The 15,510-nt window shown below is 47.1% G+C and carries 9 protein-coding genes and 1 riboswitch; of the genes, 7 read left to right on the forward strand and 2 right to left on the reverse strand.

Annotation, left to right across the window (positions count from 1 at the left end; all coding sequences use genetic code 11):
- Positions 1-159 precede the first annotated feature (159 nt).
- The 5 genes from AC6RGY_RS11115 (at position 160) to AC6RGY_RS11135 (ending at position 8,652) form a co-directional block, all read left to right on the forward strand.
- The gene (locus AC6RGY_RS11115) at positions 160-978 is read left to right on the forward strand and encodes an MBL fold metallo-hydrolase (RefSeq protein WP_499862989.1); all 819 of its coding nucleotides are present in this window, start codon (positions 160-162) and stop codon (positions 976-978) included.
- A gap of 167 nt (positions 979-1,145) precedes the next feature.
- Positions 1,146-4,163: an efflux RND transporter permease subunit gene (locus AC6RGY_RS11120; protein WP_499862991.1), complete on the forward strand. Its 3,018-nt coding sequence runs from the start codon at positions 1,146-1,148 to the stop codon at positions 4,161-4,163.
- 176 nt (positions 4,164-4,339) lie between these two features.
- Positions 4,340-5,296 (forward strand): ornithine cyclodeaminase family protein, encoded by a 957-nt coding sequence (locus AC6RGY_RS11125; protein ID WP_499862993.1) that lies wholly within the window; start codon positions 4,340-4,342, stop codon positions 5,294-5,296.
- A 25-nt stretch (positions 5,297-5,321) separates the two neighbouring features.
- Positions 5,322-6,485, forward strand: coding sequence for a dipeptidase (locus AC6RGY_RS11130; RefSeq protein WP_499862995.1), 1,164 nt, complete (start codon positions 5,322-5,324; stop codon positions 6,483-6,485).
- Between the two features lie 40 nt (positions 6,486-6,525).
- Positions 6,526-8,652, forward strand: coding sequence for a CocE/NonD family hydrolase (locus tag AC6RGY_RS11135; RefSeq protein WP_499862997.1), 2,127 nt, complete (start codon positions 6,526-6,528; stop codon positions 8,650-8,652).
- A 101-nt stretch (positions 8,653-8,753) separates the two neighbouring features.
- On the opposite strand, the gene cshA is transcribed toward AC6RGY_RS11135, so the two are convergent.
- Complete coding sequence (cshA, locus tag AC6RGY_RS11140; protein ID WP_499863000.1) at positions 8,754-10,217, reverse strand: degradosome RNA helicase CshA; 1,464 nt, start codon at positions 10,215-10,217, stop codon at positions 8,754-8,756.
- Positions 10,218-10,942: 725 nt separating this feature from the next.
- Positions 10,943-12,280, reverse strand: a complete 1,338-nt coding sequence (lysA, locus tag AC6RGY_RS11145) for a diaminopimelate decarboxylase (RefSeq protein ID WP_499863002.1) — start codon at positions 12,278-12,280, stop codon at positions 10,943-10,945.
- A 104-nt stretch (positions 12,281-12,384) separates the two neighbouring features.
- Positions 12,385-12,561: riboswitch (Lysine riboswitch) on the reverse strand.
- Positions 12,562-12,726: 165 nt separating this feature from the next.
- On the opposite strand from lysA, the gene AC6RGY_RS11150 reads away from it, so the two are divergent.
- Entirely contained in the window at positions 12,727-13,644 is a 918-nt protein-coding gene (locus AC6RGY_RS11150) for a DUF4349 domain-containing protein (RefSeq protein ID WP_499863004.1), read from the forward strand.
- Between the two features lie 150 nt (positions 13,645-13,794).
- Positions 13,795-15,423 (forward strand): GAF domain-containing sensor histidine kinase, encoded by a 1,629-nt coding sequence (locus tag AC6RGY_RS11155; RefSeq protein WP_499863006.1) that lies wholly within the window; start codon positions 13,795-13,797, stop codon positions 15,421-15,423.
- Positions 15,424-15,510: the final 87 nt, after the last annotated feature.

A 15,510-nucleotide genomic window follows, 5' to 3' on the forward strand; every position in this document is an offset into this window, starting at 1 on the left:
TTCGCTACCTGATCCACGACTCTCCGCCGGAAGTCGTAGGTTCTTCCCTTCTCTGGTTGTAAGGTTCTTTCCTACTGAGAGATCATGATCTTTGCTCTCGTCCGCGATACAATGATGAAAGAAGAATGATTCGAGCTGAAAAGGAAGGAGAGAAGGAAGATGAATTACAGCACCATCTGTGTCACCTGTGGAACACATTACGAGCGTAAGCGGAAGAACTGCCCCATCTGCGAAGATGAAAGGCAATATGTACGGATAGAGGGGCAAGCGTGGACCAGTCAAGACGAGCTTAAGAGAGAGGGGTATCGCAATGTCTGGCGTCAACATGAGCCCAACCTTTATGGTATTGGGATCGAGCCCAGATTCGCCATCGGACAGCGTGCTCTCCTCATTCAGACGGATCACGGCAATATTTTATGGGACTGTGTTTCCTATCTAGATCGAGACACCATCGAGAAGGTGAAAGCCCTTGGCGGATTAGAAGCGATCACGATTTCTCATCCGCATTACTACAGTGCGATGGTGGAGTGGGCCGAAGTATTTGATTGTCCCATTTACTTACATGTTGCAGACCGAGAGTGGGTGATGCAACAGAGCGAGCGCATTCATTTTTGGTCTGGTGAAGAACTTTCTTTGCTGGAGGGTGTTACGGTCTATCGTGTAGGAGGCCATTTTGCTGGGAGCACGATTTTGCATTGGCGAGATGGAGCAGAAGGAGAGGGAGCTCTCCTCACAGGGGATACGATTTATGTAACCGCAGATCCACAGTGGGTTTCCTTCATGTATAGCTACCCGATTATGGTTCCCTTGCCACAGCAGGAAGTGGAGCGCATTGCTGGAATCGTCGCCCCCCTTACTTTCCATCGCCTGTATGCGGCATGGTTCGATAAGGTTGTTCCAGAAGGAGCAAAAGAACGGGTACGCCTTTCTGCTGAGCGCTATATTGATGCCCTTCAAGGGAAGCTTATTCAAAGATGAGATTATGTTATTTCATCTAGATTGTAAATATTTTTTGTTAAGGAATATTTAAGAAAAAAGTGATGGTAAGATGGGTTGCCTACTGATACGATGGAGTGGTGGGCAGTGAAGTGTGTTGTCGGTAAACCAAGCGAATGGTACTACTCAATGAAAAGGAGAACGTTTACATGATTACTTGGTTGACGAAATGGGCTTTTAGAAATCGTGCGGCTGTCATTGTCATGGTTGTGATTGCTCTTGTATTGGGGGCGATGAGTTATGCTACTTTACCACGTGAATTTCTTCCTTCGGCGAATCAACCGCTGATTAATGTGGTTGTGTTTGGAGCAGGGGCGGATTCCGATTCCATGGCCAGTCAAGTGACTGATCCGTTAGAAGAGGCCGTTAATACCGTGAAGGGAAAGACCAATGTCTTGTCAACCTCAGCGGACGGCTATTCGAAAATCGATATTTACGTGGAAAGTGATGCCGATATATCCGAAGTTACCCGTGAGGTGGAGAAAGCGGTGGGGGCGCTATCTTTACCAGAAGGATATTCAAAGCCAGCTGTTTCGCAGCTGAATACCGACATGATTCCCCTGTGGCAGTTGGGTGTTTCTTTCCCTGGTGAGATTACGCGTGAGGGGATGGAAACGGTTGAAAAAGAAGTGATTCCTCGCTTTGAGGAGATCAATGGCGTGGCCAATGTCGGGGTGTATGGTAAACAAACTACACAGGTACAAATCAATGTTGATAAAGAGAAATTAGCACAGTATCAAGTACCAGTGGAAGCACTGCAGGCTTTGTTGGCAGGAAAGAATCTAGCGGTTGCAGTGGGTAGTGATACGATTGATAACCAAACCGCCAATATCAAGGTAGTAGGCGAATTAGATGGAGTAGAAGATTTAAAAAACCTGAATGTGACGGAACAAGCGAAGCTGAAAGATATCGCTGAAATAAAGGTCATTTCACAAGGCGAGGAGCAAGAATTTATTACTCGCATCGATGGAAAAGATGCCATCACGCTCATCATGCAGAAAGAGGCCAGTGCCAATGCAGTGGCTACGGGTGATGAAGTGGTAAAGGCGATGGACACCATCAATGATGAGTTTGGTTCAGAGCTGACGATGACCACCCTGATTAACTTCTCCGATTTTATTGTGAACTCGGTGAATAGCATGATGAAAGAAGTGTTACTAGGAGCACTCTTCGCTACTATCATCATCTTTTTATTCTTAAGAAATATACGGATGACGTTAATCTCTATTCTCAGTATTCCACTTTCGATCGGTATGACGCTGTTCCTGCTCAGCTTATCAGGGATTACGCTTAATATTTTGACGCTGGGAGCAGTGGCTGTTGCCGTGGGTCGATTGGTGGATGATTCGATTGTGGTCATCGAGAATATCTATCGGCGAGCGCAAACAGAAGACATTACGAAAGAAATGGTGATTGATGCCACCAAAGAAGTGGCTTCCGCCATCACATCGTCTACATTAGCGACCGTTGTGGTATTCTTGCCAATTGGCTTGGTGAAGTCGATGCAAGAGTTCTTACTTCCCTTTTCCTTGACGATTACTTACTCCCTCATCTCCTCACTGTTGGTAGCCATTATCGTGGTCCCTCTGATGAGCAAGGGGCTTTTACGTAAAGGAAAAAAGCAGAAGAAGATGCAACCTGTTCGCTACAAAAAGATACTTACCTGGAGCCTCAATCACAAATGGCTTCCGCTAACGATTGCGATCGCTCTCTTTATCGGTTCGCTGTTCATGTATACGCAAATTCCGCAAGGGGTACAAGAAGCGTCGGATAATGACTTGTCGGTAATGGTGGAGTACCCCAACATCAAGCCTTTTGAAGAAGTAAAAGAGGAATCGTTTCAGTTGGAGGAATTTTTGCAAGACCAAGAAGGGGTTGAGCATGTCAACCTTTTGATCGGTTCCAATCCGGAAGATGCGCAATGGGGCATGGTCAAAGAAAAAAATGCTGTGGAATACTTTATTACGATGGAAGATGGAGCGGACACGGAGAAAATCCAGCAAGCGTTAGAAAAAGAAACGGAACAATTCCCCGAGGGTGAGTTTCAGATTTTCTTGATTTCCATGACCGGGGGAGGAAATAGTACCATTGACCTGGATTTGTCTGGTGGCGATGCAGATGAGTTAGTAGAGGCAGCCCAAACAATTGAAAAAGAAGTAGCAGAAATAGATGGTGTGGAGAAGGTGAGTAGCAATGTAGGTGAACGCAAGCCGACATATTCCGTGGAAGTAGATGTGAATCAGGCGAACCCACAAGAGATTGCAGCACAAGTTCAAGCGTTGCTTCAACCTTTCCCGATTGGGACCATGCAAATAGAGGGGAAAGAGACAAGTGTGATGCTTGACCTTACTTCCGATCTGAAGAAAGAGTCTGACTTGGCGGAACTACCCATTGCTACCGCTACAGGCATCAGCAAATTGTCTGAGATAGCCGATATCACGCAAGCCGACGAACCGAGTTCTATCCTGCGAAAAGATGGAGAAGAGTATGTTCGTGTTAGCGTGAAGGCGGATGGCGAACGGCTGTCAGAGGTGGCATTAGCACTAGAGCAGAAGAAAAAGGAGTTTGATCTGCCAGAGGGTGTGGAACTGAGCACCGGTGGGGCGACAGATGAACAGAGTGAACAGTTCACCGAGTTGTTTCAAGTGATGCTCGTCTCCATTGCGATTGTCTACCTCTTGATGGTGATGACCTTCCGTACCTTCCGTGCACCGTTGGTTATCTTGTTTACCTTACCACTGGCGTTGGTGGGTGCTGTCGCTGGTCTGGTTATTGCGCAAATCTCCGTGGACATTGGCGCGATGATTGGGGCATTGATGCTCATTGGAATTGTTGTGACCAATGCGATTGTCTTTATCGATAAAGTGAAGCAGAACGAAGAAACGATGAACATTCGTGAAGCTTTGTTGGAAGCAGGAGCGATTCGTCTTCGCCCGATTTTGATGACGGCCTTGGCGACCATCTGTGCTTTGCTCCCTCTCCTCTTTATGGATGAAGCGGTAGGTAGCTTGGTTTCCAAAGGATTAGCGATGGTTGTAATTAGTGGGTTGTCGGTTGCGACACTCCTTACATTGATCGTTATCCCTGTAGTGTATGAGCTATTCCATTTCCGTAAGGCCAAGAAGCAGCGACTAAATAAAGATCAGCAAGAAACGATATCGGCATAAGTGGGGTTTTATTGAAGAGAATAAAAAGTAGATGATAGGATAAGGTAGACTTGATTTGTGGAGAGGCCGAGAGGCCTCTCTTTATCTTTTGGGGTATACGAGTCTAGACTTGTGCTACAGAAATGGTTTAAAATAATTCGTAAATCGAAATATTGATAGAAGCTGGTGACAAACGTATGAGAATGGTTGAGCAATCGGAAGTGAAACGTCTCTTGTCAATGGAGGCATGCATTCCTTTAATGGAGAAGGTGCTGGCAGATTTAGCAACAGGAAAAGCGAGGCAGTCGTTGCGTTCGGTCTTTCCCATTCATGAACGCAATGTGATGGGATTGATGCCTGCCTTTCTGCAGGAAGAGCAAGTGGTGGGAACGAAGATCATCACCGTTTTCCCAGAAAATCATGCGAAAGGAAGGCCATCTCATCAAGGCATGATTCTATTATTTGATGCCGAGACGGGGGAGCGCAAAGCCATGGTAGATGCCGAAGAGATCACAACGATACGAACGGCGGCTGTCAGTGCTGTGGCGACCCGCTACCTAGCGAGTGAGCAGGCTAGCGTACTTAGTATCTTAGGCACAGGAACACAAGCACGAAGCCATATCGAGGCGATTTTACAAGTGAGGCCGATTAAAGAAATTCGAGTGTGGGGACGAAACCGGACCAACGCACAAAGCTTGCAAGAGGAGATGCAAAGCCGGGTCAATGTACCCATTCACCTCTTTGCTTCCATCCAAGAAACCGTTGAGCCCGCAGATATTATCTGTACAGTGACAGCTTCCAGAGAGCCGATCTTAAAGGAGGCGTGGGTGAAGCGAGGAGCACACATCAATGCGGTGGGAGCGTGCCAAGCACAGGATCGAGAGCTAGAATCTTCCTTGGTGAAGCGGGCGCAGTTGATTGTTGACCGCGTGGAATCCGCCGTTAACGAATCAGGAGATTACCTTTATCCACTAACGGAAGGCGTCATTACGCAAGATCATCTATTGGGTGAGTTGGGGGATCTGATCATAGGAAAAATGAAAGGAAGAGCCTCTTCAGAAGAGACGACACTATTTAAGTCATTGGGCTTGGCTGTCCAAGACTTGAGTGTCGCACATTATATTTATAAGCAGTTAGAACAGGCGAATGGATGAGCATGAGATATGTTGGAGGGTAAATATGAATGATCGAGGTAAATGTCTCTTTCCTTTTGGTTTAAGTGAACAAGAAGAAAAACGAGCGCAAGCGCTTCATGAAGAAAGTACGATCATTGATCTTTTATTCCAAGGCCCGCTCTCTCCAGCGGCAATTCCCGAAGCCGTTTCGGAACAAATAAAGAAGGCTTGTGAGCCTTATCTTCATGATCCACTTACTTATAGCAGCATGCCACAAAAAATGCTTCTGCAAATGGCTCGTACCGGGGAGCTACCACAATTCCATGAAGAATGGGCAAAGTCAGGGATTACTGCGGGGAACCGCGAGTTGGATATGAAGAACCCCCAGGCTATCATCAAAAGCATGGCGGAGGTCCAAGCTCAGTTTGACGCCTTCCCTTGGTTAATGAAAGCAAGGAGAGCGGAAGATATACGTCTGGCTAAAGGGAAGCAAATGCATGTGGGGATTATAACAGCCCAAGAGACGGTTGGCCTAGGAGAAGATCTCTCTTTGCTCAACTCTCTCTATGATTTCGGACTTCGCATCTTGCAACTAACTTATAATCAACAAGATTTTGTCGGGGCTGGCTGTGCGGAGCACTCCCATGCGGGTTTGACGAATTTTGGTATTCAGTTTGTCCAACGCCTAAATCAACTGGGAATATTAGTAGATACAGGTCATTGTGGCAAACAGACGACGCTGGATGCCTGCCACTACTCGACGGAGCCAGTAATCGCTTCCCATACGGGAGTAGAGAACATTTATCCCCATATGCGCTGTAAAAGTGATCAGGAATTCCGTGCGATAGCGGATACCGGCGGTGTTATCGGGGTGTTTGCTATGCCCTGGTTTGTTCATCACGATCCGCAAGAGACGACGGTAAATCATGTACTGGACCATATCGATTACTTGGTCCAACTTGTGGGTGTGGACCATGTTGGTATTGGCACGGATTGGCCGATGAGTGATGTGACGTGGTCCCTGATATACTTTAAAGAACATGTAGCTCATACATTGGGTTTTGCCAAGGGGGACGGGCCCTCAACAGAGACCGTGAAAGGATTGGAAACCTATAGCCGTTTTATTAATCTGACTCGTGGTCTTATCCATCGAGGATATACGGATGAGCAGGTTCAGAAAATAGTAGGTGGAAATTGGCTGCGTGTGTTTGAACAAGTGTGTGGGTGAGGAAAAGCTAAACAAAAAGGTGAGTAGGAGGGAAAGGGGAATGAAGACAGAGAAACCATCTCTTTCGTTTTGTTATTACTTTGCAGGTGTTTATCGAGGAAAGGTGCGTTTTACGAAGGAGAACATTTTTTATGCACGTATGGAACCACGGCAACGGACACAAATGAAGGAAGATGCATTGCCGTCAACACTGAACTCAACCATCCCCTTTGAGAAGATTCAGCGGGACTTAAACGACTATACGACGGCGTCTTGGTACGGGGAGCAAGTCACTTTGGAGAGTGGAGATCATTATGAGAAGCATCTCCACTATCGAGCAGAAGTACAAGGGAAGCCACTTCAGTCACAGGTGTGGGCGCATCGTATGGAAACCGCACTCGATGTGGTGACGTTGGATGGACGCATCATCGCCTTTGTTTGTCCGAGTCGCTCGGGAATGGAAGTCTTGGTGCAGGAGGGAATGGAAAGTCTAACCCCTCTGTCTGAATACGATGACCTGGAATTGTCACAACCGAGCTACGGTATCAATGACTTGGGTACCTTTATGGTGCCGATGAGTGATGGAACTCGTTTAGCTACAGATGTTTATCTTCCGGAAGGAATCGAGGAACAGGTTCCCACTATTTTAATTCGGACATGCTATGATCGCAATGACAAGAAGGATTTCTACCTTCACTGGGTAAATAAAGGTTACGCTGTTGTTAATCAAGACGTGAGAGGAAGAGCCGACTCTGAGGGAGAATTGGTCCCCTTCTATTATGAAAGAGAAGATGGTCGGGAGACGATTGATTGGATTGTTTCTCAGGTATGGTCGGATGGAAATGTAGGGATCTGGGGGGCTTCCTATCTAGGTTATACGGCTGTGGCGGCGGCGACGAGTGGTCACCCCAATTTGAAAGCGGTCGTGGATGAAGTAAACGTAGGTTCTCCCTTTATTGATACCGTTCGTCGTGGCGGAACGGTATGCTCCTGGCCCTTACTTAGTTGGACCTTAGCCCAGTCGGTGGGACCGCGGACGGATTTTAGCATCTTTGCTGGCGAGGCAGTGGATGTAGAGGAAGTGGTCGATACACGTCCCATTAAGGAAATCCCGAAGCAAGTGATTGGGAAAGACTCAGGTCCGTGGGACATATGGAGTCAACACCCCGAGTATGATGATTTCTGGAGAAATTGCACCTTGACTGAGAGAGGGGATCAGGTGACGGCCCCTGTGTTTGTCATTTCGGGTTGGTATGATGGCGATACCCCAGGTGTTTCGGAAACATGGCGGATGCTGACTGAACACGATGTTCCAGGCAGGAAAATTTGGTTAGGCCCGTGGGAGCATCGCCCCAATCGAGCAAGGGATTACGCGGGAATGAAATTTAGTAACGATGCAGTTGTTTATGATTATGATCGGCAGATTCTTCGCTGGTTTGATCGGTATTTAAAAGGAAAAGAAAATGGAATCGATGAAGAACCACGTGCGACCTACTACGTGGTTGGGGAAAATAAATGGCGTACGTCATCCGATTGGACGCCACATGAAGCGACGGTGACACCGTTTTATTTAGGAAGTAATGGTGGGGCCAACTCCAGCTTTGGTGATGGGATATTAGGTGTCAATAGGAAAGGCACATCGGATAAGGATACTTTTCCGTATGACCCGAAACAACCCATGACCTTTAGTGGTGAACGGGAACCGGAGAATATGGCAAGGCACGAGTTGCGTCATGATACGCTCGTCTATACAAGTGAGCCCTTAGCAAAAAAAATGGTCGTGACGGGAGAGTTGGAGGCAGTCTTTTATGCAGCCAGTACAGGACGGGATACCGACTGGGTGGTAACGTTGTGTGATGTGGACGAAGAGGGTCATTCCATTCGTCTTTCGGACTATATTCTGCGTGCAAAGTATCGGCAAGGGTTTGATCAGCCACAGTTATTAACACCAGGAAAAGTAGAGAAATACGAGATGTATATGCAGAATGTGGCTCATACCTTTGCGAAGGGGCACCGCATACGCTGTATGCTTACTTCTTCAAGCAAATTTGTTGCTTTTCCCAACCTGAATACAGGAGAAAACCCATACGAAGATGAGGAAGCGGTGTCGGTCGAGCAAACGATCTATCACAGTGATCAGTATCCGAGTCATGTTCGTCTACCGATTATGGAAAGTGAAGAAGAGTAGCCCGGGTGGCTACTCTTCTCTGATTTATGTGTTCCATATTAAAAAGCGAGGACCCTAGGGTCCTCGCTTTCGCGCAAGTAAAGAGTGTCACGATGGAGTGATTAAGCTTGCCGTTTCCGATTGCGATTTTGTCCGCGGCCTTGTCCCCGTTTTTGAGGGGGACGCGAACGATGATGGCCTGATTTGCCTCGTCCACCGCCACCCCGGCCTTTTCCTTTGGAGAAGGAAGAACGTTTGCTACGGAGCGGTTCTTCGGTCAATTGTATCGGTGTCGCGTCAGGTTCTTTTGTTAATAATTTCAAGGCTGCTGCCAACAAGCTGGCTGCGTCTGTTTCTTCCAAGAGATCCTTGGCGAGTGCACTGTATGTGTGGAAGTCGTTTTTCTCGATGGTAGACATCAGCTTTTCCACAGTTACTTGTTGTTGTCCTTCGACTGCAGCTGCAAACGTAGGAACGGACTTGCGATCAATTTTACGCTTGGTCGTGCGTTCGATTAGATGCAAGTGATCGATTTCGCGTGGGGTGACAAAAGAAGTAGCTAGCCCGATGTTACCCGCACGTCCGGTGCGCCCGATCCGGTGCACATAGCTCTCTGGATCTTGTGGAAGATCGAAGTTGTAGACATGGGTAACGCCACTGATGTCGAGTCCACGCGCAGCCACATCCGTTGCAACGAGGAAATCAATGTTGCCTTCACGGAATTGGCGCAAGACGCGATCCCGCTTCGATTGAGTAAGGTCCCCATGGGTTCCTTCTGCTGAATAGCCACGGCTGATCAAGCCTTCTGTTACTTCATCCACCCGCTTTTTGGTACGGGCAAAGATAATAGCCAGTTCAGGGGAGTGAATATCCAGCAGGCGACAGAGGACATCAAATTTTTCTTTGGGACGAACCTCCATGTAATGCTGTTCAATCTTGGGCATGGTTACTTCTTTTGCTTTGACACGGATTTTTTGCGGTTCGTGCATAAACTTCGTGGCGAGCTCCTGAATGCTCTTAGGCATGGTAGCGGAGAAAAGGAGCGTTTGTCTCTCTTCTGGAACTTCTTTTAGGATGGTTTCGATATCCTCCAAGAAGCCCATGTTGAGCATTTCATCCGCTTCATCGAGGACGACCTGCTCAATGGCATGCAGGCGAATCGTCCGTCTTCTCATATGATCCATTAGACGGCCGGGAGTTCCTACAATGATTTGTGGACGTTTTTTCAGAGACTTAATCTGTCTTCCGATCTCTTGTCCTCCATAAATCGGAAGCGAGCGTACATTGCTAAACTGTCCAATGCGATTCAGCTCTTCTGCCACTTGCATTGCCAATTCACGGGTTGGCGTTAAGATGAGTGCTTGCACATCTCCACTCATGGTGTCCATCTTTTCAATGAGCGGAATGCCAAAAGCTGCCGTTTTTCCTGTTCCGGTTTGGGCTTGCCCGATCAGATCTTTTCCTTCCAATGCAACCGGAACCGTCTCTTGTTGAATGGGAGTCGCCTCTTCAAAACCCATTTTACTCAGGGCACGAACCGTATTTTCTTGTAAGCCAAATTCAGTAAATAAAGTAGATGTAGACAAAGTTATCGTTCTCCTTCAAATATATTCATCAACCATTACTTCTTACCAACACCTGCTTATTTATTCATTTCCTATTTTCCTCTATCTCATAAAAAAGCAGGAGTGCATTAACTCCTGTGCAGGTTGTAGAAGCTACTGTTTGTGAATAACCAAAAGGAAGAACGATTGAAGGCGTGTTCATATCAAGTTCCTTTATCCTAGTCGAGCGGTAACTGGAATGTTCCAGGTGCTCGGTTTTGAGTACTAAAGTTATTCACTTGTTAACAGAGGATATCCTCGTCATAAGTGAGCTTCTAAAACAGAAGAAAAGACGAAATTCCACCTCTTCTTCGTACGAGAGCGTAACAAAGTAGTGTTGATTTCTCCATTATAGCTGTTTTAGCGACAAATAGATACGTTTATATTCATTTGAAACACATTCTTTATAGAAAACCCACATGGTTGATGCCACACGCCCCGGATGAAAGCAACCAGCATAGGAGCTTCAGGTTCTATCGAAGCGTGGTTGATGGGTGGCGATCTCTCCCTATCGCTGCCTGATCCACGGCTCAGAGTCTCTCAAGGAGAAACCGCTCGTCCATCTTCCAAACACTCTTAGTGTGACCTTTCACCCTTATCTTCAACGGTGTATTTTACATCTAATGAAATTAAGTTTCATCAATTGGAGATTTTTATCGAAATGACCACTGCAGTAAAATCATTCTCTAGACAGGGAGGCGCGGTTACTAACCTGCTCGGATCGCTTCCTTCGTAGGGCTGTCCTTCCTCTGAGGTGGGCACTCCAATCGCAAAAGATCTTCCAACGACTCTCGCTTCACAGCTAAGCGCGATCTGCCTTCACTGACAAAAACAACGGCGGGACGTAACTGACGATTATAGTTATTAGCCATGGAATAATGGTAAGCCCCTGTGCATCCAATCGCAATAATGTCGCCTGGTTGAATGGGGGGAAGTTGAATGTCTTTAATGAGGATATCTCCACTTTCACAACAATTACCAGCGATCGTGACGATTTCTTCCTTTTCTGCGAGTGCGCGATTGGCCACGATTGCCTCGTAGCTGGCTCCATAGAGGGCGGGGCGGAGGTTATCAGTCATGCCACCATCGACTGTTACATATTTGCAGACTTGTGGAACCTCTTTCATGGTGCCTACTGTATATAGAGTGGTACCAGCTTCTGCGACGATGCTACGTCCTGGCTCGATCCATATCTGTGGTCTGTGATCAGCGGGGAAATGATGATAGACGGCAGTGGCGATAGCTTCTACATAAGAATGGATGGACTGAGGTTGGTCCTGATCGGTATAACGAACGCCAAATCCTCCACCCACATTTAACACGCTTGTTTGGATGCCATCTCGTTCGCGGCAAGTGGTCATTAATTCCGCCATCCGTGATATAGCTAGCGTCATGCCCTCCGTTTCAAACATTTGTGAGCCAATATGGCAATGGAATCCTTCCAGTAGCAAGTGACTGGCACGGTCTACTTCGCGAGCAGCTTGGTATGCTTGTCCACTAGCCAAGTCAAAACCAAACTTAGAATCCTCTTGTCCGGTCTGAATGTATTCATGGGTGTGGGCAGTAACTCCGGGAGTAACGCGCAACCACACCTTTACTTGCTTTCTGCTATTTTGAGCCAAGAGCTGAAGGGTACGCAACTCGACCTCATTATCGACGACAAAGCGACCAATATTTGCGTCGATCCCCATCTGCAGTTCACGAAGCGATTTATTGTTACCATGAAAATAGATGCGCTCAGCGGGGAATCCAGATTGCAGGGCCGTGTAGAGCTCTCCTTGTGAGACTACATCCAAACAAAGTCCTTCCTCCTCCGCAATTTGATAAATCGCCATGGTCGAAAACGCTTTGCTTGCGTAGGCAACTTGAAAGGGAAGGCCTGTTTGATGAGCGGCCTCCGTGAATGTGCGCATGCGTTGGCGAATGAACGCTTCATCCATAACATAGAGCGGGGTTCCATACTGATTGGCGAGATCGAGGGCATCACATCCTCCGATTTCTAAATGTCCTTGTTCATTAATACGACTGCTACCGTGCAAATACATCTTTTTTCCTCCCATGATTCATGGGCTTCCCACACCAAATAAATACAAAAAGAGCAAAGGATGAATACGATTATTCGAGTCCTTTGCTCTTTCACGTATTCTTCCTGATGCGAGCGCTCCACGTAATTGATCTGTGGCAGTCCGCTTCTTATTCAGAAAGCGACCCAGCAAGAGAGGGGGGCACCACTCTACTCACTTCGGCAAACGGCCCTTTCCCTTTTTCGTCTTCGATGCCATCTCAGAAAAAGGTACTGATGCTCGTTCGCGCCTCTTCACACTCAGAAAGACTATTAAGTTTCGACTATCATAACACCCATCTCCGACCTTGGCAAGATCCAAAAAAACCGCAGTCCTTTCCTGAAAAATGGAGAAACCAACCCTTACTGCAACTTTTACGGAGAGAGAGGGGTCTAAAGAGTAAAGAATGCACAGGAGGCGAAAGAGAGATGAAACGCTGGTGGATTTTCGGTTTGTTGCTAGCACTAATGGTTACCGGTTGTAGCAACGGTGAAGAAAGTCAGTCGATGCAGATGGAAGAACAGGTGAAAATAGCCCAAGTAGAAGAATTGGATGATGCCGTAGTCGAGGAAGAGGTTTCCGGCGAAGAAAAGAGCGTAGAAGGGGAGAGAACCGCTACGACGAACGAAGAAGCCAATGCTACTGCGACTCCAGATAAAGTGATTTATCATGCGGATATGTCCGTCATCGTAAAGGATTTTGTGGAAAGTCGACAGCGGATTGAACAGATAACGGCGGCAAGCGAAGGGTACATGGTGAATAGTGTCGTTTCACATAATGAAGAGAACATTGAAGCCACGCTGGTGTTGCGGATCCCACAAGCCAAGTTTGAGGATGTTTTCAAACAGTTAGAGGAGATTGGCCAAGTAGAGAGACAGACGGTTCGTGGAGAAGATGTTTCTGAAGAGTATGTCGATTTAACATCGCGGCTCAAGGCAAAAGAAGCGGTAGAAAAGCGTCTACTTGAGTTGATGGAGCAAGCAGAAGATACGGAAGCCACGTTAAAAGTAGCAGAACAACTAGGGAAAGTACAGGTAGAGATCGAACAAATAGCAGGACGGCTTCGCTATCTAGATAATCAAGTGGATTTGTCTACGATCACGCTGCAATTGACGGAAGTGATCCCGCCACAGCCAGAAGATCCCCGCACGGATTTGGGTGACGATTTGGAAGGGTCCTTCATTCAATCGATCAATGGAATCGGCCGTGTGTTGCATGGGTTGGCCGTCTTTCTTGTAGGAGCGGTACCGGTACTGCTATTCTTGAGCGTAATTGGTTTGCCGTTTGTCTGGTGGTGGCGGAAGCGAAGAAAGAATAGAGAGTCCTTTTCTAAAGAGGAGGAGTAGGCACAATAATTGGGGACTGAGTCACTCTAATTCCTTTTCGTTTCGTTGCATCATCTGTTCTGACAAGGTAGTATAAAATCACCAGGGTCGATGGTCAAGAAGAGGGAAAAGGAGCCCCTCTTCTTCATCATTTAAAGGAGAATCAGGTGGATGAGTCAGCATATACGGGAAACGGAACTTATGACGCTAAAAGCGATTGCAGAAACGTTGAATGCATCCAACGACCTGGATCAGATGCTTTCTTCTGTCTTGAAAGAGTTGCTACAAGTGACAGGATTGACGACGGGATGGATATTCTTAATCAATGAAGCAGATCAGTATCAGTTTGTGACGAGTTACAACCTTCCGCCTGCCCTCACTTGGGACAAATGCTTCCCAATGTGTACGGGATCGTGTTGGTGCCTGGACAAATACTGGGATGGGCGCCTGCATCATGCAGTCAATATCATGTCTTGTAAGCGACTAGAAGACGCAACCAAAAACCATTGGGGGGATACCCAAGGGATTACCCACCATGCTTCCGTTCCTATTTGGGCAGGGGATGAAAAGTTTGGTATTCTCAATGTGGCTGCTCCGGGAAAAAAGCGCTTCCAAGAAGATGAGCTGACGTTGTTGCAGTCGGTCGCTTTTCAAATTGGTACGGCAATCAAGAGGGTGCAATTGTATTTAGCAGAGCAGAAACGAGCAGATAGCTATGCTCAGTTGGACCAGATGAGCCGGGTTATCTGGAATGAGCCAGATCTGCATCGTTTGCCACAACAAGTGGTGAAAAGTGTGGGGGAAACGTTCTCATGGCCATTGGTGGCACTTTTTCTCTATCGGGAGCAAAAGCTATTTTTTGAAACGTTATATGCGAGAGGTGAAGTGCAAACCATTGAGGCGGGAGTGAAAGTCGACCAGTTGCAAGAGGTGAGTGAGGCTTTTATCGAACAACGATTGGTAGAAAAGCGGACTCCTTCATCTGGGAGGCTATCTGCGCTCCTTCCTGACTACTCCTCCTCCATTTCTCTTCCACTTGCGATCCCAGGAGTCGAGCAGATTGGTGTTCTTTTTATAGCCTCCGAAGAACAGCACCACTTTGATGAAGCGGAAAAAAAGGTATTACAGGCGCTAGCGGATCATGTGCGTCTCGCTATCCAAAACGCTCGGCTGGCACAGAAACAAAAAGACTTGGTCGTGACGGCAGAACGTAATCGCTTGGCTCGTGATTTACACGACTCTGTAAATCAAAAACTGTTTTCCTTATTACTTACTGCGCAAGGGGCAAAATCGATCGTGACCACAGAAGAATCAGATCTGACAGAAGCCCTGATGGATATGCAAGCCATGGCACGGGAAGCGCTGAATGAGATGCGTGAGTTGATATGGGAGCTGCACCCGCATAAGATAGAAGAGGACATCGTCTCCTCATTAGATAAATACGGAAAATACCTAGGTTTGCACCTATCATTTCAAGTGAAAGGGAGACGCTGTTTGCCCCGCTCGGTCGAAGAAGGGTTATGGAAAGTGGGACAAGAGGCTCTTAATAATGTTGCCAAACATGCGAACACGAAAAATGTTGATATCGAATTGGACTATTCCCTCCCGGAGTATGTTCAACTTAAAATTTGTGATGGCGGGACTGGCTTTGATTACCACGTTTCTTTTTCTGAAAAAGGATCGTATGGGCTCTCCAATATGAGAGAGCGAGCGGGTTTGATGGGAGGAACGTGTGAGATCTCTAGTCGAAAAGGAGAAGGAACCACAATTTACGTGCAGGTTCCATGGAAGGAAGGTTAGGGAAGGAAGTGGGACGAGGTTTCTCTCTTTTCGCATAGAGATCCTCAAGGTAGCGTGCAAGCTGGTAATAGATATAGAAAGGGAGAG

Source organism: Mechercharimyces mesophilus (assembly GCF_059818345.1).